Source organism: Pseudoalteromonas sp. SR45-1 (assembly GCF_014163655.1).
GTDB lineage: Bacteria > Pseudomonadota > Gammaproteobacteria > Enterobacterales > Alteromonadaceae > Pseudoalteromonas > Pseudoalteromonas distincta.
In genome coordinates this window covers 192,838-215,738 of record NZ_JACJDR010000005.1, presented here as the reverse complement: position 1 = coordinate 215,738, position 22,901 = coordinate 192,838, and the positions used below count along the sequence as shown (strand labels likewise).

Below are 22,901 nucleotides of genomic sequence, written 5' to 3'. Positions count from 1 at the left end.
CCTAGTTAAACAAATCAAATATAAAAATTAAAAGGGCAGTAAACCCACTTTTATTAACGCTTGTAAACATATAAGCGAAAAAATACCCGCAAGTATATCGTCGGCCATTATACCTAAACCGCCATGTACTCGTTTGTCTAGCATACGGATTGGGCCGGGTTTTGCTATATCAAAAAAGCGAAATAACAAAAAACCTACGAGTAATGTTTGCCAGTTAAGTGCTGCGCCAATCATAGTGATGTAATAACCCGCCACTTCATCCCATACAATAGCAGGATGATCGTGCACGCCTAAATCATCAGCCGTTTTACCGCACGCCCATATACCAAATATACTGATCACAACGGCAAATACAATTTGCAGCCATAACGGATAATACATGGTCATAAAAATGAATGGCAAGGCAGCAAATGTACCAAATGTACCGGGCGCTTTAGGGGCAAGCCCAGTCCCAAAGCCCAGACCAAAAAACTGATGTGGACGCTTTAAATTAAACTTGCGGTTATTGTTCAAACCAGCTCCTTTGCAAAGTGCTCAAAACCCTGCGGTTCAAAATCAAACTTTTCACCGTTGTGTAAAAGCTCAATTTGGCCATCGCCACTTTTAACTTGGCCAATGCATGTTGCATCTACACCATACTGGCGTAGCTTTATTTCTAACATACTCTTATTGCTATCAGGGACCGTAAAAATTAATTCGTAATCATCACCGTAACTGAGAATAAATGGCAGCTGCTGATTAAAATCAAGGCTTGCTTGCATCGCATCTGAAGTTGGAATACTTTCAATATTCACCACTGCACTTACTTGTGACATATCGAGTATATGACTTAAATCAGCGATTAAGCCGTCCGACACATCGATAGCCGATGATGCAAGGCCTCGTAATACCTGCCCTGCAGCAACACGTGGGGTTGGAAAGTCAAAGCGTTTATTTACGTACTTTAAATGCTCTGGCTCAATACTTATACCTTGTTTGCGAGACTCAATTGCAAGTCCAGCGTCACCTAGCGGACCCGTAACATAAATCCAATCACCCACTTTTGCGCCACTACGACGAAGTGCAGTACCTTCGGGTACAGTCCCTTTCGCACAAATAGTGATGGTTAGTGGGCCCTGAGTTGTATCGCCACCTATAATCTGCACATTAAAATATTCAGCAATTTCATGCATGCCATCAGTAAACTCTTCAATCCACTGTGGGTCAATACTTGGCAAAGTTAACGCAACTGAAACCCAAGTTGGCTCAGCACCCATGGCCGCTAAATCACTTAAATTAACAGCAAGCGCTCTGTGACCTAATGCACGAGGGGAAATATCATCAAAAAAGTGTACGCCAGCAACAAGAGTGTCTGTTGTAACGGCAAGTTGGCAGTTTTGTGGAACGGTTACTAAAGCGCAATCATCCCCTATACCTAGGTTTACATCACGACGGGTGATACCGCGACCTTTAAAGTAGCGGTTAATTAATTCAAATTCCTTCATACACAAAAAAGCCGGCCTATGCCGGCTCCCCTCTTTAACGGTTTACTTACTTGCGTAAATGCTTAACAGCTTTATCAAGTACACCGTTTACAAATTTATGGCTGTCTTCAGCGCCAAAAATTTTGGCCAGCTCAATACCTTCGTTAATAGCAACTTTATAAGGTACGTCTTCACGGAACTTAAGCTCATAGCTGCTTAAACGTAAAATTGCACGCTCAACCATATCTAAGTCATCAAACGGACGTGTTAAATGTGGTGATACAGCTTCGTCTAGTTGCTTGTAATTTACAGCAACACCCGTCGCTAGATCTTTAAAGTATTCAACATCAATTTTAGTAACGTCTGTTTCGATCAACATTTGTTGTTCGATATCGGCAATTAAATTGCCACTTATTTGCCAAGAATAAACGGCTTGGAGTGCTAAGATACGTGCTTTACGTCTTGCTGCTGGTTTCACAAAAATTCCTTAAACTTAAATTTTATCTAACACATTAACCATTTCAAGCGCGCCTAAAGCAGCTTCGCCGCCTTTATTGCCCATTTTGGTGCCAGCACGCTCAATTGCTTGTTCAATGCTTTCTGTGGTTAATACGCCAAATGCAACCGGGATATCATACTCAAGTGATACTTGCGCAAGACCTTTGTTTGATTCGCCAGCAACTAGGTCAAAGTGTGGTGTACCACCTCTGATCACTACGCCTAATGCGATGATTGCATCATACTCTTTTTTTGCCGCAACGCGTTTAGCCGCTAAAGGTAATTCTACCGCGCCTGGCACATAAATAACGGTAATGTCGTCATCTGATACGCCACCTGTGCGTTTTAGCTCATCAACAGCACCTGCAAGGAGGCTGCTACCAATAAAGTCATTAAAACGAGAAATGACAATGGCAAATTTTTTGCCTGGAGCGTACTTATTACCTTCAATAATTTTCATTTGATAACCCTAAAAATAAGTTCAAGCGGTTGCGATTGCGCAAAAATTGCTGCGCATCATACCATAAAAATAAAATAATAGCCTAGTTTAAGCGTGATGCTTATTGTGGCTCAACGTAATCAACAACTTCTAAATGAAAGCCCGAAAGTGCATGGTACTTTTTAGGGCGACTCATTAATCGCATTTGTTTAATTCCAAGATCGGCAAGTATTTGCGAACCTACGCCAACAGTACGAGATGTACCTTTGAATTTACGTGGCGTAACGCTTTCGCCATCATCAGCTGCTGCAAATGCTTTCACAGTTGCCTCTAACTCTTCAGTGCTTTCTTGCTTACCTAAAATAACTAAAGCACCTTCATTTTTAGCGATATAAGCCATTGCTTCAGAAAGGCCCCAGCTACGGTCAGCACTTCTGTCTGAAAGTAGAATATCGTTAAAGGTACTTTGCAAATGTACACGTACATTTGTCGGCTCTTGATCTTTTATATCGCCTTTGAGCAATACGTAATGTAATTGGCCGTCAATTGTGTCTTTGTAAGTAACTAAATCAAATTCACCATGAACAGTTGGTAACTTACATTTTGCTACTTGCTCAATTGTTGTTTCGTTTAAGTTGCGGTATTCGATTAAATCAGCAATGGTGCCAATTTTAATATCGTGCTCTTTCGCAAAAACTTCTAAATCAGGGCGGCGTGCCATAGTGCCATCAGCATTAAGTATTTCAACAATAACAGATGATGCTTCAAGCCCAGCTAAACGCGCTAAATCACAGCCAGCTTCAGTGTGTCCTGCGCGAGTTAATACGCCACCAGGTTGCGCCATAATAGGAAAAATATGTCCAGGCTGAACAATATCACTTGGGACTGCGCCTTTAGCTATAGCCGCTTGCACTGTACGCGCTCTATCTGCTGCTGAAATACCGGTTGTAACACCTTTTGATGCTTCTATCGACATTGTAAAGTTAGTCGAAAATGCTGCACCATTGTTTTTAACCATTAACGGTAAATCAAGTTGCTCGCAACGCTCTTGCGTCATGGTTAAACAAATTAAACCACGGCCATGGGTAGCCATGAAATTAATCGCTTCTGCGCTAATATGCTCAGCAGCTATTATTAAATCGCCTTCATTTTCTCTATCTTCATCATCCATTAAAATAACCATTTTACCGGCTTTAATATCGTCGATGATTTCTTGCGCACTGTGTAAATTCATAAATTTGCTCGTGTAAGTTGTCAGTTTCGTTATTTAATAAAACCCGCTTTAGCGAGTAAGCTCATCGAAATATCAGAGCCCGTTGGTTGCTCTGCACCCTTTATAAGGCGCTCTAAATAACGTGCAATTTGATCTACTTCTAAATTAACTTGGGTACCTACTTTAAAATGAGCAATTGTGGTTTGCTCACTCGTGTGTGGGACAATTGTTAATTTGAATTTATTGCCCTCTACAGCGTTTACTGTCAGGCTTATACCATCAATACATACCGAACCTTTGTACGGAATGTATTTCATTAAATTTTCGTCAGTTGTAAGCCAATATTCTGTTGCTCTGGCGTTTGCTGTAATACTTGTAATTGTTGCGATACCATCAACATGGCCAGACACTAAATGACCGCCTAAACGAGAAACAGGTTGCATGGCTTTTTCAAGATTCACCGTTTGTCCTAAAGCATAGTGAGCAAAACCGGTCAAACTAATCGTCTCATTAGATAAATCCGCACTAAAACCATCAATATGTTTATCAACTACAGTTAAGCAAACACCATTAGTTGCAATGCTGTCACCTAACTTTACGTCTGTCATATCAAGATCAGTACTTTGGATACGAATGGCTAAGTCGCCTTGTTTTTTTTGTAATAAAGCAATTTTGCCTGTGGCTTCTATTATCCCAGTAAACATAGCACTACTCTTTTTATTAAGTGATTTTAATGAGTTTTGACGCGGTGATACGTAAATCGTCACCAATGCGCGCACATTCATTAAATGTTAAATCAACGGTGTTTTGCATACTCGTCAATTCAGGAAAATTAACTAAACTTTTTGCATCATGGCCCATTAGTTTAGGCGCTAAATAAAAAACAAACTCGTCAACTAAATTAAGCTCTGTCATTTTACCAGCAAGTGTTGCGCCAGCTTCAAGCCAAACATTATTAAACTGCAGTTGCCCAAGTTTTTCTAAAACGGCTTGTAAATCAACTTTACCGTTACTTTCACTGACTTCAATATGCTTTACAAAATGCGGCCATTGCAATGATTTATCAACCTTAGTCGTAAATATTATTACATCACTTTGGATTTCAAATAAAGCAAGGTCAGATGTTAAACGGTTTTGAGAGTCAATTATAACACGCACGGGCTGGCGAAGCGGCAAATCAGTAGGCAGTGTGCAAGGCAGCTCACTTAGTCGCACATTAAGTTTAGCATCGTCTACTAGCACTGTATCGGCACCGGTTAAAATAGCGCAGCTTTTCGCTCGGTATAATTGTACGTCTTGTCGAGCAGCAGGGCTTGTGATCCACTTACTTTGCCCATTTTTAAGCGCTGTTTTACCATCAATACTCGCTGCCATTTTGCAAATCACATAAGGTAAGCCTTGTTCCATACGCTTAAAAAAGCCAACGTTAAGTGCGCGAGCTTGTGATTCGAGTAACCCGTAAGCAACGTCAATACCCGCGTCGCTCAGTATTTTAAGGCCTTTGCCAGCAACTTGTGGATTTGTATCAACCATAGCAGCAATTACTTTTACCACACCGGCAGCTTTTAAGCCTTCGGCGCACGGTGGCGTACGGCCATAATGACTACACGGTTCAAGCGTTACATAAGCCGTTGCACCTTGTGCATTTTTTCCAGCGACAGCCAGTGCATTTACTTCTGCATGACCTTGACCAGCTAATTGATGGAACCCCTCACCAATTATTTGATTATTTTTAACTAAAACACAGCCAACATTAGGGTTAGGTGTGGTAGTAAACCGACCTTTTTTGGCAAGCTCTATGGCGCGTGCCATATACATTTCATCATGTTCAGTAAAAGGAACTTGGCTTTGCATTGTTACTCCCCTAAGCGGGCAATTTCTTCGCCAAATTCGCGTATATCTTCAAACGAGCGATAAACAGAGGCAAATCTTACATACGCTACTTTATCGAGCTTTTTGAGGGCTTCCATAATGCATTCACCAACCAAATGGCTTGAAATTTCTCGCTCGCCTGTAGCACGCAACTGCGATTTTATTATATTCACTACTTCGTCTACTTGCTCTGTGCTCACTGGGCGTTTTTCGAGTGCGCGATTTAAGCCATTTAATAATTTATCTTCGTTAAATGGTTCGCGGCTGCCGTCTTGTTTAATAACACGAGGCATAACCAGTTCAGCGCCTTCAAATGTAGTAAAGCGCTCATGGCAGTCGTTGCACTCACGGCGCCTGCGAACTTGATGGCCTCCACCAACAAGGCGTGAGTCAATAACTTTAGTATCTTTTGCGGTACAAAATGGACAATGCATAGCTCGGTACTTCCGTTTTAAAACAAAAAAGACCGCTAAATAGCGGTCTTTTATCTTAGCAAAAAAATAGGGCCTGTTGACCTTTCAGGATTAAATTTGTTCTATCTATGGGTGATTTAATCGCGGCGCGAGGTTTGTAACCTAGTGGGCTAAGTAAAAACCGAGCAAAGCTTCCGCGTCCTGCTCACGCCCCTTACCTACATCCATGTAGGCAACAAAGAGTAAATCGCCCCTAGGACGAACCCGAGGGCAGTGCATGTTTGGCATTTATGCTGCGTTATCGCCTATTTGTGTGGAGTAACCACACTACATAGACTCTGCCTTGCCTAAAAACCAAACATACTACTGCAAATTAAACCTCGAAAGATAAACAGGCCCCTAGCCTATGTGATCTAAATTACTGCTGCTTATGCAATTAAGCGTAAACAGGTAATTTTGCACAAATTGCTTTTACTTTTTCTTTAACTTGCGCCTGTACAGATTCATCAGTGATGTTATCTAGTACGTCACAAATCCAGCCAGCAAGCTCTTTTGATTCTTCTTCTTTAAAACCACGACGAGTGATTGCAGGAGAACCAATACGCAAACCAGATGTTACAAACGGAGAACGTGGATCGTTTGGCACTGAGTTTTTATTAACTGTGATGTTAGCGTTACCAAGGGCTGCGTCTGCATCTTTACCAGTAATATCTTTATCGATTAAATCGAGTAGGAATAAGTGGTTTTCAGTTTTGTCAGATACGATTTTGTAGCCGCGCTCTTGCATTACAGCAACCATTGCTTTTGCGTTTTTAACAACTTGTGTTTGGTATACTTTAAATTCTGGTTGAAGCGCTTCTTTAAATGCCACTGCTTTTGCTGCAATAACATGACATAAAGGACCGCCTTGGCCACCAGGGAAAACTGCGCTGTTAAGCTTTTTATAGATTGCTTCATCGCCACATGCAGAGATAATTAAACCACCACGAGGACCAGCAAGTGTTTTATGCGTAGTTGTAGTTACAACATGTGCATGAGGAACTGGGCTTGGGTAAACGCCTGCCGCAATTAAACCTGCAACGTGAGCCATATCAACAAACAGGTAAGCACCTACTTTGTCAGCAATTTCACGGAATTTAGCCCAATCAACAATACCTGAGTACGCTGAGAAACCACCAATAATCATTTTTGGTTTATGCTCAAGTGCTAGTGCTTCAACCTGTGCGTAATCAATTTCGCCCGTTGTTTCATCTAGTCCGTATTGAATTGCATTGTAAAGCTTACCAGAGAAGCTTACGTGTGATCCGTGAGTTAAGTGACCACCATGAGCTAAGCTCATACCAAGTACAGTGTCGCCTGCTTCTAATAGCGCTAGAAAAACAGCAGCATTAGCTTGCGAACCAGCATGTGGTTGTACGTTTGCGTAGTCAGAACCAAATAACTCGTTAGCACGGTCAATTGCTAATTGCTCAACAACATCAACGTGCTCACAACCGCCATAATAACGTTTGCCAGGGTAACCTTCTGCGTATTTATTTGTAAGCTGTGAACCCTGCGCTTCTAGTACGCGTGGGCTACAGTAGTTTTCTGAAGCGATTAGTTCAATGTGCTCTTCTTGGCGAGCAGTTTCTTTGTTTATCGCGTCAAATAACTCTGGATCAAAATCCGAAATATTCATGCTACGTTCTAACATTGGGGTCTCCTAGGGCAACGTGTATGGTGTTTTTTAGAGGCTTTATTGTACGCTTTAAACGACTCTTTGCCTACGCTCTTAAGTTGAGGATATTTAAACAGGGATTGAAACTATTTCACAGACTTTTTAAGATGATATTTTCTTATAAAACCATAACGATTTTAAATGAATGCTATTTCCTACATTTAATTAGTAAATGCAACTCACTAGATTTAAAAGCCTAAAGTTATAAAAAAAGGCGGCTTAACCGCCTTTTTGAATTAATTAACTTAGCCAAGTTTAGCAAGTATTTCTGTACGTAATGCGTCGTAATCGGCCTTTATATCGCTTGCTAGGCATGGTTTTGCTAGTGCGTCGCTAAGTGGTTTTGGCATACCTAATTCAATATTTAAAATACCCTCTACGCTTTCTTTAAACTTAGCAGGGTGAGCTGTGGCTAAAAAGATGCCCGCTGCACCAGGCGCTCGATTTTCAACAAGACCTTGGTACGCAATAGCAGTGTGAGGCTCTGCAACATAACCCGTTTGTTGAATTTTTTTCATCACCGATTGCGTGTCTTCCTCGTTTACGCTAGTTGAATAAAAATTATCGTAGCTAAACCAGTTATTATCTAACATTGTTTGCACACGCGGCCAGTTGTTTGGCTTACTTACATCCATTGCATTTGAAAGCGACTCAAGTGTTGCGTTTGGCGTCCAGGTTTTATCAAGCATAAAGCGCGGCACAGTATCATTTTGGTTGGTGGTTGCACTTAATTTACCTACAGGTAAGCCAATAACCGCACCAATCATTGCAGCACATACATTACCAAAGTTGCCACTTGGCACTGATATATGCGCTGTTGCGCGTTTTTCTTTTGGTAGTTGTGCAATGGCCTCAAAGTAATAACAAACCTGAGCAACTAAACGGCTAATATTAATTGAATTAGCAGAATTAAGCCCAAGTGTTGATTTAACTTCTTCATCTAAAAAGGCATTTTTAACCAACTCTTGGCAATCATCAAAACTGCCATCAACTGCGTAACAATGAATATTGTTACCTAACGTAGTAAATAGCTTTTGCTGAGCAAGTGAAATTTTGCCTTTAGGATATAAGATGACAACATCGATATTCGGCTTGTTATAAAAAGCATGTGCAACGGCTGCACCAGTATCGCCCGATGTTGCGGTTAAAATAGTTACTTTTTCATCTTTATTAAATTGCGCTAAGCACTCAGCCATAAAGCGACCACCAAAGTCTTTAAACGCAAGCGTAGGACCATGAAACAACTCTAAGCAGTAAGTATTCTCTTCAACTTCCACCAGCTTAACTGGAAAGTTAAATGCATTTTTAACCATTTGTGCCACAGTGTCGCTAGGCAGCTCATCACCAATTAGGTGAGATAATATTTTGCCACTGCGTGTAACAAAGTCCATATCAAGCAAAGCATCAACATCGGACAGTGGGGCAAGGGATTCAGGGAAAAACACACCTTGATTACGACCCAAACCTGTTTTTACGGCTTCAACGAACGACACTTTTTGTGAGCTATCTTTTAAATTATGTAATTGCATGACTACCTATCCTATAAAACTGTTAATTGACGCGTGCCGTCGTTATCTAATTTACAAATGTGGCAAAAGCCTTGCTCGTTAATGTAATTTGCCTCTAACCACTGCGCGCATTGCTTTGCAGCTTCAAGTGTTTTACATACACTAAACAAGGTAGGTCCTGCGCCCGAAATACTCACTATTTCAGCGCCCAACGCTGGTAAGCTTGCTTTGGCTTCACTAAAACCTTTAATAAGCGGTGCGCGGTAAGGTTCTGCTATTTCATCTTTCATTATGCTCAGTGCATCGTCAAAACGATTAGTCAACAGTAAGCTACTAAATGCCGATAAACGCTGTGCAAACTCAACACTTGCATGCATGCTCAACTCTTTTGGTAAAACCGAGCGCGCTTTTGCAGTGTTGAGTGAAAAACCAGGGAACGCAGCAACGTAGTACCAATTTTCATCAACAGGCAGTGCAATCGATTTATCAGGGATTAAATCACCTGTTAATTGCAAACCACCTAAATAGCATGGCGTGATGTTGTCGTAATGACGACCACCGCTCACTACAGCTTCAAAGTCAGCCATAAGCTCAATAAGCTCAACCTGACTTAAGTTAGTTTGTGCAAACTTATCAAGGGCAGCAAAGGTAGCCACGACCGAGCATGCACTAGAACCAAGTCCAGATCCAATTGGTAAATTCTTTTTAAGCTCGAGCTTTACGCTTGGCATATCAGGCGCGACATGCGCTCTAAAATGTACTAAACACTGGTACGCTAAGTTTTCATTCGCATCACTTGGTAACTTGTGAGCGTAGTCGCCAGTACAAATAAATTCGTCACTTGGTGCTGCACTTACAACAGCTACATCGCCTAATAAACTACCATCAATTGGCGCAAGCGCTGCGCCAAGTGCATCAAAACCCACTGCAAAATTACCAATAGACGCCGGAGCATATACTTCAATCATAACGAGCTCCTAGCGCGATAGTGTTTTTAAAATATCAGCAAATACACCCGCTGCTGTTACTTCAGAGCCGGCACCATAACCACGAATTACAAACGGACGTGGCTGGTAGTATTGGCTTAAAATAGCAAGCGCGTTTTCGCCATCGCGAATTACATTAAGCGCATGTTTTTCATCAACAGCCTCAATACCTACTTTACAGTGACCTTCTTTAATTGTACCTACATAACGAAGTACCTTTCCTTCGCTCGCAGCACTTTGAATGCGGTCATTAAAATCAGCATCTAGGCTTGGTAGTTTTGCCATAAACTCATCAACGCTATCACCTTGTGCAAAACCTTGTGGTAATACTGACTCAACTTCAATATCTCTTAGCTCCAACTTCATACCGGCTTCGCGAGCAATGATCAGTAACTTACGTGCTACATCAGTACCCGATAAATCATCACGAGGATCTGGCTCAGTAAAACCGCTTTCTTTAGCTTTAATAGTTGCCTCAGAAAGTGATAAACCATCTTGAAGTGCGCCAAACATATACGAAAGTGAGCCTGATAAAATACCGCTAAACTCTAGTAACTCATCACCGGCACCAAATAATGACTGCAAGTTATCGATTACTGGTAAACCTGCACCAACGTTAGTTTCGTATAAAAATTTACGATTATTCTTTTGCGTAGCAGCTATTAAATCTTGGTAATACGTGTATGAGCTTGTTGTCGCTTTTTTATTAGCTGCAACCACATGAAAACCTGCATTTAAAAAGTCTACGTACTGCGCAGCAAGTGCATCTGAAGATGTACAATCTACTAATACCGGATTCACTAAGTGGTTTTGCTTAACAAATTGCTCTACTAATTTTAAATCAAATGCTTGCTCAGATGAGGCCAATTTTTGCTGCCAATCACTAAAAGCGATGCCTTCGTTATCAAGGTGTAATTGACGAGAGTTAGCAACACCATACAAGTTAAGTTTAATATTACGCTTTTCAAGCCAAGCTTGCTGGCGCTCAAGCTGATTAATAAGCTCTTGCCCTACTAAGCCACAACCTAGTAAAAACACATCAATTGACGGCACATGCGTGAAAAAGTTTTCATGGCATATTTTTACAGCGTCATTACATAACTCACCATCAATTACCGCAGAAATAGCACTTTCTGTAGAATCCTGTGCAATTGCCACAATATTTACTTGCGCTTGTGCAAGCGATGCAAAAAACTTAGCCGCTAAGCCTCGGTGTGCGCGCATGTTGTCGCCCACTAAAGTAACAATGGCTAAATTACGTTGTACTTGTACAGGCTCAATAAGCCCTGCTTGTAATTCAAGCTCAAATGCAGTTTGTAGCGCATCGAGTGCAAGTGCTAGGTCTGTTTCGTGCACACAAAAACTAATACTAAATTCACATGATGATTGCGTGATCAATACAATTGATACGTTATCGTGAGCAAGCGCGTTAAATACCTTAGACGCCATGCCTACTTTACCTTTCATGCCTGGGCCTGAAACAGTTAACATTGCAAGGTCTTGTAAGCTAGAAAGCGCTTTTACGGGCTCATCAGATGAATAATCGTTACCAATTAATGAGCCTTGTGCGTCTGGGTTATGCGTATTTTTAATTTCACATGGCACGCCTGCTTTAGCACACGGTAAAATTGTTTTTGGGTGAAGTACTTTTGCACCAAAGTAAGAAAGCTCCATCGCCTCTTTATAAGATAAAAAATCTACTTTAGTGGCTTTTTTAATATAGCGAGGATCAGCGCTATATACGCCATCAACGTCAGTCCAAATTTGGCAAATCTCAGCTTCTAAACATGCCGCAGCAATAGCTGCTGAGTAATCTGAACCATTACGGCCAAGCGTCGTAAGCTCACCTTTATCATTACTCGCCGTAAAACCAGGCATAATATAAATAGTTGCAGGGTTTTCTTTAAGCACGGCTTGAAAGCGAGCTTTACTTGCCACTAAATCAGCTTCTGCATCAATGTAGCCACCAGTTGAAGCAATACAGCTTGTTGCTTCTAAGTACCTTGCATCTTGTGAGCTCAATAAAGCCTGCATTAAAGAAACGCTAACGCGCTCTCCAAAGCTAATTACAAATGCGCGAACTTGATCAGGGCAACACTGTATAAGCGACACGCCATCTAATTTATTTTTAAGCTCGCCTAGGTCTGGCCAGCTTGTAACGACTACGCCACTTTTTTCAACGTCAGCTTTTAAGCCTTCACAACGACTCGCTAATGCTTGCCATTGCTGCGAAAAATCTAAGCCTTGCTCTGCAGCACTTGCAAGTGCAACTAGCGAATCGGTCATTCCACCTGGAGCAGAAAGCACCAATAACATTTCATCTTTTAATTGTGCTTTAACTAACTGAGCTACCTGTTGTAAGCATGCATAATCGGCAAGTGAAGACCCACCAAATTTTAAAACTCGCATTGTTTATGTTCCTCATCCCATAAAACGAAAAAAGGCCTGTGTTCTAAGTGAACACAGGCCTTTAAATTTGTTGCACCGACCTATGCCACTATCCAGTAAGAATGATGGTTGTAATAATAATGGTCAGTACGCGATTAATTGTTTTCATATGTTAAGACTGCCTTAACAAAGGCTATGCTGTCAACCCTAAATTAAAAGATAAAACAGCCTTTTTTAACATGAAAAAACCTAATGAATGCCAAATTTATGCAATATTTCATTCAAGCTTGATTTATTAATAGGTTTATCAATAAAATCAATTGCGCCAAGTTGGGCGACTCGTTGCTTCATTTTTTCCTGTATATCAGCAGAAATAACCAACACAAAGCACTCTATTTTTTCTGTTTTTATAGTTTCAAGTACTTGTATACCATCAACCTCTGGCATGGTGAGGTCTAGGCACAGTAAATCAAAGTTTTGTGCTCTTAAAAGATCGAGGGCGTTTGCTCCATTTATAGCTTGTTGTATATCTGCGTCTATACACTCATTTAAACACCGCACGACTTGTTTACGAGCAACAGCAGAATCATCACAGACTAATATCGAAAATTTCATCATGTTTACTACTACACAACCATCAAAGTTATTAAAAGACCATCTTTCTTTGCACTCAGGACACTTTAACACGCATCTAAATACTTAGCGCATTAATAATTCAATGCAATGATAAATATAGAATTAACTCATTTAAATATGATTAACGAAACTAAATTCTAATCAAACTTACAAAACTTAACGTCTAACAAATTTACTAATTCATAGCTGAGTTTAATTACATTAATACTACATACCTACTTAATTAGATTTATCTTATTAAATTTTAACTTTTTTATTTATTTTTAGAGGTTTATTGACTAACTTTTAAATTACAATAGTAACGTTACAAAAATAACAAAGGATGAACAAGTCACTCATGTTACAAAAAAGCCTTTCTAAGAAGCTGCTAACAAGCGTTTTATCCGTTTATTTTTTGCTTACCTTCGTAGTGACTTGCGGACAGGTGCTTGCTGAATATCTCAATACTAAAGACTATATACGTGATGAATTAAGTACATTACAAAAAACCTTTAGTCGTAGCTTAACACGTGCAATTTGGGAGCTTAATACCAAGCAAACAATTACAACAGCAGAAGGTTTACTCGCCATTCCCATGATTGAAGGGATTATTGTTCGAGACGACAGCGGCGAAATTATTTCACAGTTAGGGCGCTCGCTCGACATACATAAGCTATATAACCAACAGTTAGTACAAGAAGAAGCTATTTTAGAAGACGCGAAATCCGGTCTGTTTGGTTACACCTTTCCACTTATTTTTGAATTTTCTGGCCGTGCTACCCAAGTGGGCGACGTTACCTTGTTCTCTAGCCGAGAAGTTGTTTTAAGCCGAATTATGGTATCAATCTACTTTTTGATTGGTAATGCGATGATTAAAACTACCTTTTTAATCATTTTATTTTTAATGGCATTTAGAAAGCTTCTTACAGATCCCTTAGCTGAGCTTACTGAGCAACTAGAAAACCTAGAATTAGATGAGCTAGAAGGACAACACATAGAAATAGAAACAGAGGAGCATAACGAACTAAAAGTAATGGAGCAGTCGTTTAACAAACTAATAGATAAAGTGGTTCAGTACAGAAAAGAGCTTGAGCACACCCAAAAAGAACTTATTATTAGTAACGAAAAGCTCGATCATCACAACATACAACTTGAGCAAGACGTAGCCCGTAAAACATCAAACTTAAGCCAAGCAATGATGGAATTACAACAGCAAAAATACGAACTTGAGAAGCAAAAAATTGTGCTCACTGAAGAAATAGACTTACGCCGCAGCACAGAGCAAGAGCTAATTACAAAACAAACTGAATCTCAGCGTTATATAGAGGAATTAAGCCTTGCACAGGAACGTTTATTGGGCACAGAGAAGATGGCCGCACTAGGCGGGCTTGTGGCGGGTATTACGCATGATATTAACACCCCTATTGGGATAGGTGTAACGGCAATATCGTTTTTGCAAGAACGCTTAAATAAACTCGAAAGTGCTTATAGTGAAAAAACACTTTCACCAAAAGCACTAGAAGAATTTATTAACGAAGCAAAACAAAGTACAAGCTTGTTAACCACTAACTTAGATAGAGCCTCAGAGCTTATTGCTAGCTTTAAGCAAATAGCGGTCGATCAGGCCAGTGAAGCTGTAAGAACTATTAACTTTAAAGATTACACTAACGAAGTAATACGCTCACTGCATCCAAAACTAAAAAAGACATCCCATACAATAAAATTAGAATGCCCTGATGATTTAGTTTTAAATTTACCGGCAGGCGCCATCAGCCAAATTTTTACTAACTTAATTATGAATTCACTCATTCATGGCTTTGAAGGTAAAAACAACGGTGTGATGGATATCAAAATAAGCGCAGATGACACTAACTTAACGATTGATTACAAAGATGACGGTAACGGAGTTACCAGTGAGCAATTGAAAAAATTGTTTGACCCATTCTTTACGACTAAACGCGATGAGGGCGGAAGCGGATTAGGTACCCATATAATGTTTAATTTAGTTAAACAAACTCTTAGTGGATCTATTGATGCAACGAGTGAACCTGGTAAAGGTCTGCGTTACTATATTCAATTTCCAAAGAACATGGCTAAGCCAATGCCTATTTTTGATAAATATGAATAAAAAAGTATATGCATTAAATTATTAGGGCGTATTGTTCTTTGGTGGTTGAATTTGCAGCAATATGTTTGGTTTTTAGGCAAGGCAGAGCCTATGTAGTGTGGTTATTCCCCATAAATAGGCGATAACGCAGCATAAATACCAAACATGCGCTGCCCTTTGAGCTCGATCTAGGGACGATTAACTCTTTGTTGCCTACATGGATGTAGGTAAGTGGCGTGAGCAGGACGCGGAAGCTTTGCTCGGTTTTTACTTATTCTTACATGGGTGTAAGCCAGTAGGGTAACGCAGGAGCAGTTACTTAGCCCACTAGGTTACAAACCTCGCGCTGCGATTTAACCTTCCTTGGATTGAACAAATTTCAATCCATAAAGTTCAACACGCCCTAGTAACAAATCAGTCATTTCGAGATGCTGTTTTTATTGCTATGATTGGACAAATTTTTCAAATGGATCAATTCCCCTATGTGGTTTAGTAACCTTATTTGTTACCGCTTTAAGCAAGACGTTTCATACACCCAAGAAGATTTTGATAAAGCATTAGAGCAAGATTTATTTCGCCCATGTACTGGTCAAGAGCTTGCAACATTTGGTTGGACGAAAGCGTTTGGAAAGCATGGCGAAACACTATCGCATTTTTCTCAAAAAAGTATTTTAGTTTGCGCAAAACGTGAAGAAAAAGTACTCCCTGCTTCTGTTATCAACGAACTAGTTGCTGAGAAAATTGATCAGATAGAAGCCGAAGAAAACCGCCCTGTTAAAAAGAAAGAAAAAGACGAATTAAAAGAAAACATTCTTCATACTCTTCTACCCCAGGCATTTAAAAAGTCGAGCTTACAATTCGCCTTTATTGACCAAGAAAATGGCTGGGTGGTTGTAAATAGTGGCAGCTTTAATAAAGCTGAAGAGCTACTGGCACTACTTCGTAAATCGTTAGGAACGCTCCCAGTTGTACCTGCGTTTGCTAACTACGACCTAGATGTATTCTTAACTGATTGGTTAACTAACTTTAGTACACCAGAAGGCTTTGCTATTGGCTCTGACGCTGAGCTTGAAGAAGCTGACGACAGCGGTGCACAAGTAAAACTAAAAGGCCATGATCTGGCATGTGATGAGGTTAAATCGCACTTAGAAAGTGGTAAACGCGTAACTAAACTGGCACTTGATTGGCAAGAACGCCTTAAGTTTATGCTGCAAAACGATGGCTCTATCAAGCGTTTAAGTTACTCTGAAACTCTAAAAGAAGAGAACGCAGATATTCCTAAAGAAGATATGGCTTTAAAACTTGATGCTGACTTTATTTTAGCTTCTGAGGAAATAAAGCAATTACTTGAAGAACTAACCGCTGGCTTAGGTGACGTTGAAGATTTAGAAAAAGCGTAAATACCACAACCTACATAAATATTTAAGCGCTTTGAAGCATTAAATAGATTCATATATAAGCAGGTTGGTATAACAGATAAAAAATCCGATAGCAGTTTACTGCTATCGGATTTTTTAATGGAATTTTTAGAAGCACTTATTTATATGTTTGTTATCCGCGAACAGAATTTAGCTAACGTTCGGCGTATTAAAACCTAAGGTAATCATCTTTTAAGTAAGAGCTTACAGCAAGGTTCAAAGAAAAGTTATGTAGAGTGATATGAGATTATCTGTATTCACTTCAAGCCGGAATGCACAAAAAACTGAAGTTTTGATTTTAATTGAAATCATTAACTTATTTGTGCAGATAACTTATTTTAGCTTTTAGCGTCTTCAACTTTAGGTTGGCGATATATTTTTATAATGTGGTATAAATTTACAAGCGACAATAAGCCGTTGGTAAAAATAACAGGTACTGCGCCAATGGCAACACCGTATGCAGTAAATACAATACAACCAAACATGTTGTACCAACGCAGTTTTACTACATCTGTCATTGTTAACGATGCAACCAATAAAGCTGATGCAATATAGCCTAAATATTCCCAACTCAATTGTTCTCTCCTAGCCTTTAGGTTAGCATTACATGTACTGCTAACTTATGGCACTTATAAGTATTGCAAAGTTACAACAAAATAAAAAAGCTAACTTGCTTAAAAACCTGAAAAAGTTTGCCGGAAAATACCAGCAAATTCTTAAATCATTACACGGGAAATGAAGGTAAAATAATACTATTAGCAAAGCTAATAATATTAGTAGCAAGTTAGCGTAAATTCTTAGTGTCTTAATGCTAACGTCATTAAGATGTAATAAATAGGACAAATGTCCGAAGAGCACATTGATGTTTCAATACCATTTTTCTAGTTACCTTGTTGATCAGCTTTTAACCTTTGCCGGTAGTAGCTATCAACAATCAAAAAAAGAAGTTCTGATCCATCAAGATCAGCCTTTAAGCAAGCTTGTGCTTGTACGCAGTGGCACTGTGTCGTTTAGTTACGACGTAGGTAATGGACGACGCCTGCTGTTAGGACAATTGGATTGTAACAACACCCTTATTGGTGAAATAGAAGCGCTAAATAATAATCCGTGTATTTATACGGTAACGTGCTTTAGCGATGTAACTTATAATCTTATTGAATTAAGACATTGGCGTGCTCTGCTGCTTGAAAAACCAGAACTGAGTTTATACACCGCACAAACTATTGCGGCTAAATTTCAGGAAAACCAAAAAATCAATTTAGATAAGCTACTACTACCATTGAGCTACAACATAGCCAAAGATTGCTTACTAAGAGCCGAGAACAACAACCCTACGCTACTTAGAGCCTATCCAACTGTAAATGCTGAAGCCGAACGCTTTGCTACCACTGAGCGAGCTTACAGACGTGTTGTTACAGAACTTGTCGAAAAAGGCTTGGTACTTAGAAGTAACGATGGCTTACAAGCAGTCGATATACCAAAGCTAAGTGAATACGTAGATAGCTTTGCTCAACTTTAAGTTATTTAAAATTTACCCATAAAAAAAGGCCTTAACGGCCTTTTTCTATTTATACAAATTACTGATTACTTCTCTAGCAAAATGTCATGAATTTTCACAAGATCAGATTTACCTGCAATAATTTCATCCGGTGTTAAACCCGATAGTTCATGCGGGAACACTAACCACTCTTCAGACTCATGAATATAATAATCTGGAACAGTGTCTACTTTTGAGTTTTTTGGCTTGTAGTACGGACATGCAATACGAATATCACGTGGCAAGTTTAAGCGCATAAGCTCTGAAAGCTTTTCTTTTAATGCAACAATACTACGACCAGAGTCAAATACATCATCAACAATTAATAATGAGTCGCCTGCATTTGCGTTCTCAACAATGTAATGCAAACCGTGGACTTTAATTTCTTTAGATTGTTTACCAATACCGTAATAAGACGATGTACGTACTGCAATGTGGTCAGTCTCAATGCCTTTATAATCGTAATATTCTTGAACAGCAATACCGATCGGTGCACCACCTCGCCAAATACCAATAATAAAATCAGGACGAAAGCCATCTTGGTATACTTGTGCCGCTACGCGGAACGAATCTTCAAGCAGCTGTTGAGCTGTGATGTAGCACTTATCTGACATAATTAGAAACCCCAGTGGTGGATATAAGATTTGAGCGCAGCTTAGAGTTAAGCAAAAATTAAACTCAAACAGGTATTGGCGACGGATTTTACCGCAAATGAAATAAAATTGCTTGCCTGTAAATTAAAAAATAGGCACCCAAAGGTGCCTATTTTCAGTGTAAAAAGCATAATTTAGTAAATATTATGCTTTTTCTTGTAGGGTACGAGCAACCGTACGCATACCTTGAGTTGTTGCGCCCGCTGCCCATTGGCTTGTACTGCCCATGTTAAAAGCAGCAGCTAAATCTATGTGCACCCAGCCTTTGCCATCGTTTGGCACAAAGCGTGATAAAAAGCCTGCAGCATTCGATGCACCGCCGTAACCGCCACCCTTTTGTGCACGGCTATTTGCCGTATCAGCATAAGGAGATGGGCAGTTTTGTTGATGCCATTTTTCAAGAGGCAGTGGCCAAGCAGCTTCCATTTCTTGAGATGCAAAACTTTCAACTTCACGTGCAAGTTCTTTATCAAGTGCAAATAATGCATTGTACTCTTGGCCAACAGCAACAAGCGCTGCTCCAGTTAGTGTTGCTGCATCAATGATAAGTGGAGCGCCAGTCTCTCCTGCTGCCATTAAGCCATCAGCAAGTACTAAGCGACCTTCAGCATCCGTGTTTACAATTTCAACTGTTGTGCCATTTTTGTAAGTAAGAATGTCACCTAATTTGTATGCATGACCCGAAATTAAGTTCTCAGCACAACATAAAAACAGCTTAATACGTTTTTCAATACCACGGTTAATAGCCAATGCTAAACCTGCTGTTACTGTTGCAGCGCCGCCCATGTCGCACTTCATACCAAGCATACCTTCGCTTGATTTAATTGAGTAACCACCTGAGTCAAACGTAATACCTTTACCTACAAGCGCAGCACTTACTGGTGCATTTTCGTCGCCTGTTGGGTTGTAATCAAGCTCAAGCAATACTGGTGGGCGAACACTACCGCGACCAACTGCATGAATACCAATCCACTGTTGTTCTAGTAACGCATCACCTTTAATAATTTGGTAACTTACATGTTCAGGCGCTAATGATTGAATAAACTCAGCTGCTTTTTCAGCTAGGCTTTCTGGGTATATGTCATCGGCAGTACCGTTAACCATTTCACGTGCCCAAATTGCTGACGTTTTTAAGTGAGCAAGTTCTTTAATATCTGATTGTGCGTTATCAACAAACTCAACACCGTTTAATGATTTTGGTGTTACAAAGCCTTGGTAAAAAGCCCACTGGCTTTCTGTACACCAAGTATCACCTGCTAATTCAACATTTTTAACGCCTTGGCTTGCAATAGTACGGCCTGCTTTTTGAACATTTTTTAATGTGTCTTGCTCAGATAAATGAACAGTTGCACCGCGCTCGTTAAAAGACAATGACGCATTATCGCCCCAAAGACTCGCTGCTGCTTGTTCGCTTAGTTGAACAACAAATTTTTCACTCATGTTAGAATTCCCTTGCACTTAAATGTGCCACCGAGTTTACTATAGAGCGCTTAAGTTCCCAACAGCTTGAGATAAATAACATAAATCACACTGCTGAGCAGTGTTTACGCTTTGGAAGTTATTATGAAGTACACGCCAGCGCTGCAACCAGCCATATTATTAAAGCGCTACAAACGCTTTTTAGCTGATTTACAATTAAGTGATGGCAGCGAATTTACCGCCCACTGTGCAAATACAGGTAAAATGACGGGATGCGCTGAGCCAGGCTTTACTGCTTTTTATTCAACGAGCGATAACGCAAAACGAAAATACCCGCATTCATTAGAGCTTACGCAAAATAACTTATCGCAGCTTATTTGTGTAAATACAGCGGTGGCTAATAAAGTAGTTGAAGAAGCAATAAACAATAATGTGATAAGCGAGCTACTCGACTACAGTCAATTGCAAAGCGAAGTTAAGTACGGCAGCGAAAACAGTCGTATCGACTTTTTACTCACAGACGAAAATAAGCCCAATTGTTATGTAGAAGTTAAATCAGTCACATTATTAAGCGAAGATACACCACAAAGCGGGCAAGGCTACTTTCCTGATGCGCAAACAGTGCGTGGACAAAAGCATATTCGCGAACTAATAGAAATGATCGAACAAGGCCACCGAGCAGTATTACTGTTCGCTGTTTTGCATGAGGGAATAAATACCGTAAGTGCAGCTGCGCATATTGATAAAAAATACGCCACGTTATTAAACCAAGCAATAATAGCCGGTGTTGAAGTATTAGCATACAAAGCCAAAATTTCAGCTAATGGAGTCTTACTTCATAAAAGAATAGCATTTATAGAATAGTGTAATAAACCAAGAGATTGAACTAAGCGTAATTTACAAAGCACTCTAATTATAAAAAGTGGTAAAAAGTGAATTATAAAAATTAACTTGCTTTTGAAGCTTTTGCCCATATAACAAGGCAAGTTTTAGAAAGCGAATATGTGAATTAATTAAAAGTGTAAATAAACTATTAATACACTTTTTTACTCAGTAAGCATGGTTGAAGCTAATTCGATTAATTAAAAATAAATTTGCCTAGGGTATAAGATTCTGTTATTTATACCGCCGGCTAATGCTGAGGCATTAAATTAAGGATTTAGGAGAGAGTTATGCCAGACCAAAAGAAACATGGTTTATTGGCTCAAGCCGGTTTAGAACCATACCAAGAAAAACCAGGCGAAGAGTACATGAATGATGCACAACGTGCTCATTTTAGAGCAATTTTAGAGACTTGGCGTAACGATTTACGTAACGAAGTTGATCGTACTAAATCGCACATGCAAGACGAAGCTGCTAACTTTCCTGACCCAGTTGACCGCGCTGCACAAGAAGAAGAATTCTCTTTAGAACTTCGTACTCGTGACCGCGAACGTAAATTAATCAAAAAAATTGAAAAAACAATTAATTTGATTAAAGAAGATGATTTTGGCTTTTGTGAGTCTTGTGGCATCGAAATTGGCATACGTCGCTTAGAAGCACGTCCTACTGCCGATTTATGCGTAGACTGTAAAACACTTGCAGAAATCAAAGAAAAGCAATCTGGACGCGGCTAATTAAAACTTATTAGTTAGTTATGTCTCCTACAGCCGTTACTGCGCCTATGCGTAAATATCGCGGTCGTTTTGCACCGTCTCCTTCTGGGCCATTACATTTTGGCTCACTTGTAGCGGCTGTGGGTAGCTACCTAGATGCAAAAGCTAATCAAGGAAAATGGTTAGTTCGTATTGAAGACGTTGACACTACGCGCGTGGTTAAAAACGCCGACTCCGATATTCTAAATACCTTACAAGCCTACGCCCTTTACTGGGATGAACCTGTTGTATATCAAACGCAGCGTCTGTCTTTATATCAAGATATTACCCACTCACTTTTAGAACAAAACCTTGTTTATGGTTGCACCTGTACTCGCAAGCAAATAAAAGCCATTGGCGGTATTTATCAGGGGCATTGCAAAGCACTTAATCATCATACTCAATCCGGCGCACTTCGTTTAGTTCAGCAACATCCAACGACTCAATTTAGTGATTTAATTCAAGGTGATATATCGGTAAATAGTGCATTATCCCACGAAGATTACTTAATTAAACGCAGTGACGGTTTATTTGCATATCAACTTGTTGTGGTCGTCGATGATATCGATCAAAGGATAAATCGAATCGTAAGAGGCGCAGATTTAATTGAGCCAACAGCTCGGCAAATTAGTTTGTTTAAACAACTCGACAGCCCTGTACCTGAATTTGCTCATTTACCTTTAGCGGTTGCCAAACCCGGTTTTAAACTATCTAAACAAAATTATGCCCCCGCCATTTGTAAGCAAAATCCAAAGCCTGCTTTAATTAGCGCTTTTGAATTTTTAGGGCTACCTGTTATAGCTGATTTAAGCGACTTAAATATAGAACAATTAATCGATTGGGGAATTAAAAACTTTAGCTTAAAACAGGTCCCCCAAGTATCCGAAATACAAATTTCTCAACATCCACATAGCCAGAAAGTCCAATTTACACATTTAAGTAAATAAAATAGCTAAAAACGGCTTAATTTCAACACATCAACTTAATTTTTAAACCCTGCTGGTATATGATAGCCGCCTAA

Annotated in this window: 22 protein-coding genes; 6 read left to right on the top strand and 16 right to left on the bottom strand. The window is 39.8% G+C overall.

From position 1 onward, the window contains the following. Nucleotides 1–27 precede the first annotated feature (27 nt). The 13 genes from H5089_RS07530 to H5089_RS07470 all read right to left on the bottom strand — a co-directional run bounded on the left by H5089_RS07530 (nucleotide 28) and on the right by H5089_RS07470 (nucleotide 13,115). Complete coding sequence (locus tag H5089_RS07530) at nucleotides 28–513, bottom strand: phosphatidylglycerophosphatase A (protein ID WP_182196916.1); 486 nt, start codon at nucleotides 511–513, stop codon at nucleotides 28–30. Then, entirely contained in the window at nucleotides 510–1,484 is a 975-nt protein-coding gene (thiL, locus tag H5089_RS07525; protein WP_024596289.1) for a thiamine-phosphate kinase, read from the bottom strand. The genes H5089_RS07530 and thiL overlap by 4 nt, the downstream gene beginning before the upstream one ends. Before the next feature lie 46 nt (nucleotides 1,485–1,530). Continuing rightward, entirely contained in the window at nucleotides 1,531–1,941 is a 411-nt protein-coding gene (nusB, locus tag H5089_RS07520) for a transcription antitermination factor NusB (RefSeq protein ID WP_002961751.1), read from the bottom strand. A gap of 15 nt (nucleotides 1,942–1,956) precedes the next feature. After that, entirely contained in the window at nucleotides 1,957–2,421 is a 465-nt protein-coding gene (gene ribE, locus H5089_RS07515) for a 6,7-dimethyl-8-ribityllumazine synthase (protein WP_002961753.1), read from the bottom strand. A gap of 100 nt (nucleotides 2,422–2,521) precedes the next feature. Continuing rightward, nucleotides 2,522–3,634: a bifunctional 3,4-dihydroxy-2-butanone-4-phosphate synthase/GTP cyclohydrolase II gene (gene ribBA / locus H5089_RS07510; protein ID WP_182711880.1), complete on the bottom strand. Its 1,113-nt coding sequence runs from the start codon at nucleotides 3,632–3,634 to the stop codon at nucleotides 2,522–2,524. A gap of 29 nt (nucleotides 3,635–3,663) precedes the next feature. Next, nucleotides 3,664–4,317 (bottom strand): riboflavin synthase, encoded by a 654-nt coding sequence (locus H5089_RS07505; protein ID WP_024596291.1) that lies wholly within the window; start codon nucleotides 4,315–4,317, stop codon nucleotides 3,664–3,666. A gap of 16 nt (nucleotides 4,318–4,333) precedes the next feature. Further along, complete coding sequence (gene ribD / locus H5089_RS07500; protein ID WP_182711879.1) at nucleotides 4,334–5,467, bottom strand: bifunctional diaminohydroxyphosphoribosylaminopyrimidine deaminase/5-amino-6-(5-phosphoribosylamino)uracil reductase RibD; 1,134 nt, start codon at nucleotides 5,465–5,467, stop codon at nucleotides 4,334–4,336. Nucleotides 5,468–5,469: 2 nt separating this feature from the next. Further along, the gene (gene nrdR, locus H5089_RS07495; RefSeq protein ID WP_002961761.1) at nucleotides 5,470–5,919 is read right to left on the bottom strand and encodes a transcriptional regulator NrdR; all 450 of its coding nucleotides are present in this window, start codon (nucleotides 5,917–5,919) and stop codon (nucleotides 5,470–5,472) included. A gap of 415 nt (nucleotides 5,920–6,334) precedes the next feature. Further along, nucleotides 6,335–7,591: a serine hydroxymethyltransferase gene (gene glyA, locus H5089_RS07490; protein ID WP_002961763.1), complete on the bottom strand. Its 1,257-nt coding sequence runs from the start codon at nucleotides 7,589–7,591 to the stop codon at nucleotides 6,335–6,337. A 269-nt stretch (nucleotides 7,592–7,860) separates the two neighbouring features. Then, nucleotides 7,861–9,144, bottom strand: a complete 1,284-nt coding sequence (thrC, locus tag H5089_RS07485; protein WP_039490421.1) for a threonine synthase — start codon at nucleotides 9,142–9,144, stop codon at nucleotides 7,861–7,863. Nucleotides 9,145–9,155: 11 nt separating this feature from the next. Then, nucleotides 9,156–10,091 (bottom strand): homoserine kinase, encoded by a 936-nt coding sequence (thrB, locus tag H5089_RS07480; protein ID WP_024596294.1) that lies wholly within the window; start codon nucleotides 10,089–10,091, stop codon nucleotides 9,156–9,158. A gap of 9 nt (nucleotides 10,092–10,100) precedes the next feature. Then, the gene (gene thrA, locus H5089_RS07475) at nucleotides 10,101–12,518 is read right to left on the bottom strand and encodes a bifunctional aspartate kinase/homoserine dehydrogenase I (protein ID WP_182711878.1); all 2,418 of its coding nucleotides are present in this window, start codon (nucleotides 12,516–12,518) and stop codon (nucleotides 10,101–10,103) included. A gap of 228 nt (nucleotides 12,519–12,746) precedes the next feature. Continuing rightward, nucleotides 12,747–13,115: a response regulator gene (locus H5089_RS07470; RefSeq protein ID WP_024596295.1), complete on the bottom strand. Its 369-nt coding sequence runs from the start codon at nucleotides 13,113–13,115 to the stop codon at nucleotides 12,747–12,749. A gap of 355 nt (nucleotides 13,116–13,470) precedes the next feature. Between H5089_RS07470 and H5089_RS07465 the strand changes: the two genes are divergently transcribed. Both H5089_RS07465 and rdgC read left to right on the top strand, forming a co-directional pair. Then, nucleotides 13,471–15,240, top strand: coding sequence for a sensor histidine kinase (locus H5089_RS07465; protein ID WP_182711877.1), 1,770 nt, complete (start codon nucleotides 13,471–13,473; stop codon nucleotides 15,238–15,240). 461 nt (nucleotides 15,241–15,701) lie between these two features. Further along, a complete protein-coding gene (gene rdgC / locus H5089_RS07460) occupies nucleotides 15,702–16,619 on the top strand; it encodes a recombination-associated protein RdgC (protein WP_002962662.1) in 918 nt (305 codons plus the stop codon). 356 nt (nucleotides 16,620–16,975) lie between these two features. Here the strand turns inward: rdgC and H5089_RS07455 are convergent, their stop codons facing one another. Beyond that, the gene (locus H5089_RS07455) at nucleotides 16,976–17,212 is read right to left on the bottom strand and encodes a YgjV family protein (protein ID WP_002962663.1); all 237 of its coding nucleotides are present in this window, start codon (nucleotides 17,210–17,212) and stop codon (nucleotides 16,976–16,978) included. 287 nt (nucleotides 17,213–17,499) lie between these two features. Here H5089_RS07455 and H5089_RS07450 point away from each other — a divergent pair, with 287 nt between their 5' ends. Continuing rightward, nucleotides 17,500–18,156, top strand: a complete 657-nt coding sequence (locus tag H5089_RS07450; protein WP_002962665.1) for a Crp/Fnr family transcriptional regulator — start codon at nucleotides 17,500–17,502, stop codon at nucleotides 18,154–18,156. 65 nt (nucleotides 18,157–18,221) lie between these two features. On the opposite strand, the gene H5089_RS07445 is transcribed toward H5089_RS07450, so the two are convergent. Then, nucleotides 18,222–18,788: a phosphoribosyltransferase gene (locus tag H5089_RS07445; RefSeq protein WP_002962666.1), complete on the bottom strand. Its 567-nt coding sequence runs from the start codon at nucleotides 18,786–18,788 to the stop codon at nucleotides 18,222–18,224. Between the two features lie 183 nt (nucleotides 18,789–18,971). Continuing rightward, the gene (gene pepB / locus H5089_RS07440) at nucleotides 18,972–20,267 is read right to left on the bottom strand and encodes an aminopeptidase PepB (RefSeq protein ID WP_182711876.1); all 1,296 of its coding nucleotides are present in this window, start codon (nucleotides 20,265–20,267) and stop codon (nucleotides 18,972–18,974) included. A gap of 123 nt (nucleotides 20,268–20,390) precedes the next feature. On the opposite strand from pepB, the gene sfsA reads away from it, so the two are divergent. The 3 genes from sfsA (at nucleotide 20,391) to gluQRS (ending at nucleotide 22,827) form a co-directional block, all read left to right on the top strand. Then, complete coding sequence (gene sfsA, locus H5089_RS07435) at nucleotides 20,391–21,110, top strand: DNA/RNA nuclease SfsA (RefSeq protein WP_182696315.1); 720 nt, start codon at nucleotides 20,391–20,393, stop codon at nucleotides 21,108–21,110. 308 nt (nucleotides 21,111–21,418) lie between these two features. Next, on the top strand, nucleotides 21,419–21,862 hold the full coding sequence (gene dksA / locus H5089_RS07430) for an RNA polymerase-binding protein DksA (protein WP_002962671.1): 444 nt from the start codon (nucleotides 21,419–21,421) through the stop codon (nucleotides 21,860–21,862). A 20-nt stretch (nucleotides 21,863–21,882) separates the two neighbouring features. Beyond that, complete coding sequence (gene gluQRS, locus H5089_RS07425; RefSeq protein WP_182711875.1) at nucleotides 21,883–22,827, top strand: tRNA glutamyl-Q(34) synthetase GluQRS; 945 nt, start codon at nucleotides 21,883–21,885, stop codon at nucleotides 22,825–22,827. Nucleotides 22,828–22,901: the final 74 nt, after the last annotated feature.

What these genes read in the sequence shown, in the direction of transcription:
- thiL (WP_024596289.1), bottom strand. Translation starts at nt 1,484, where the DNA reads ATGAAGGAATTTGAATTAATTAACCGCTACTTTAAAGGTCGCGGTATC.
- ribE (WP_002961753.1), bottom strand. Translation starts at nt 2,421, where the DNA reads ATGAAAATTATTGAAGGTAATAAGTACGCTCCAGGCAAAAAATTTGCC.
- ribBA (WP_182711880.1), bottom strand. Translation starts at nt 3,634, where the DNA reads ATGAATTTACACAGTGCGCAAGAAATCATCGACGATATTAAAGCCGGT.
- H5089_RS07505 (WP_024596291.1), bottom strand. Translation starts at nt 4,317, where the DNA reads ATGTTTACTGGGATAATAGAAGCCACAGGCAAAATTGCTTTATTACAA.
- ribD (WP_182711879.1), bottom strand. Translation starts at nt 5,467, where the DNA reads ATGCAAAGCCAAGTTCCTTTTACTGAACATGATGAAATGTATATGGCA.
- nrdR (WP_002961761.1), bottom strand. Translation starts at nt 5,919, where the DNA reads ATGCATTGTCCATTTTGTACCGCAAAAGATACTAAAGTTATTGACTCA.
- glyA (WP_002961763.1), bottom strand. Translation starts at nt 7,591, where the DNA reads ATGTTAGAACGTAGCATGAATATTTCGGATTTTGATCCAGAGTTATTT.
- thrC (WP_039490421.1), bottom strand. Translation starts at nt 9,144, where the DNA reads ATGCAATTACATAATTTAAAAGATAGCTCACAAAAAGTGTCGTTCGTT.
- thrB (WP_024596294.1), bottom strand. Translation starts at nt 10,091, where the DNA reads ATGATTGAAGTATATGCTCCGGCGTCTATTGGTAATTTTGCAGTGGGT.
- thrA (WP_182711878.1), bottom strand. Translation starts at nt 12,518, where the DNA reads ATGCGAGTTTTAAAATTTGGTGGGTCTTCACTTGCCGATTATGCATGC.
- H5089_RS07470 (WP_024596295.1), bottom strand. Translation starts at nt 13,115, where the DNA reads ATGATGAAATTTTCGATATTAGTCTGTGATGATTCTGCTGTTGCTCGT.
- H5089_RS07465 (WP_182711877.1), top strand. Translation starts at nt 13,471, where the DNA reads ATGTTACAAAAAAGCCTTTCTAAGAAGCTGCTAACAAGCGTTTTATCC.
- rdgC (WP_002962662.1), top strand. Translation starts at nt 15,702, where the DNA reads ATGTGGTTTAGTAACCTTATTTGTTACCGCTTTAAGCAAGACGTTTCA.
- H5089_RS07450 (WP_002962665.1), top strand. Translation starts at nt 17,500, where the DNA reads ATGTTTCAATACCATTTTTCTAGTTACCTTGTTGATCAGCTTTTAACC.
- H5089_RS07445 (WP_002962666.1), bottom strand. Translation starts at nt 18,788, where the DNA reads ATGTCAGATAAGTGCTACATCACAGCTCAACAGCTGCTTGAAGATTCG.
- pepB (WP_182711876.1), bottom strand. Translation starts at nt 20,267, where the DNA reads ATGAGTGAAAAATTTGTTGTTCAACTAAGCGAACAAGCAGCAGCGAGT.
- sfsA (WP_182696315.1), top strand. Translation starts at nt 20,391, where the DNA reads ATGAAGTACACGCCAGCGCTGCAACCAGCCATATTATTAAAGCGCTAC.
- dksA (WP_002962671.1), top strand. Translation starts at nt 21,419, where the DNA reads ATGCCAGACCAAAAGAAACATGGTTTATTGGCTCAAGCCGGTTTAGAA.
- gluQRS (WP_182711875.1), top strand. Translation starts at nt 21,883, where the DNA reads ATGTCTCCTACAGCCGTTACTGCGCCTATGCGTAAATATCGCGGTCGT.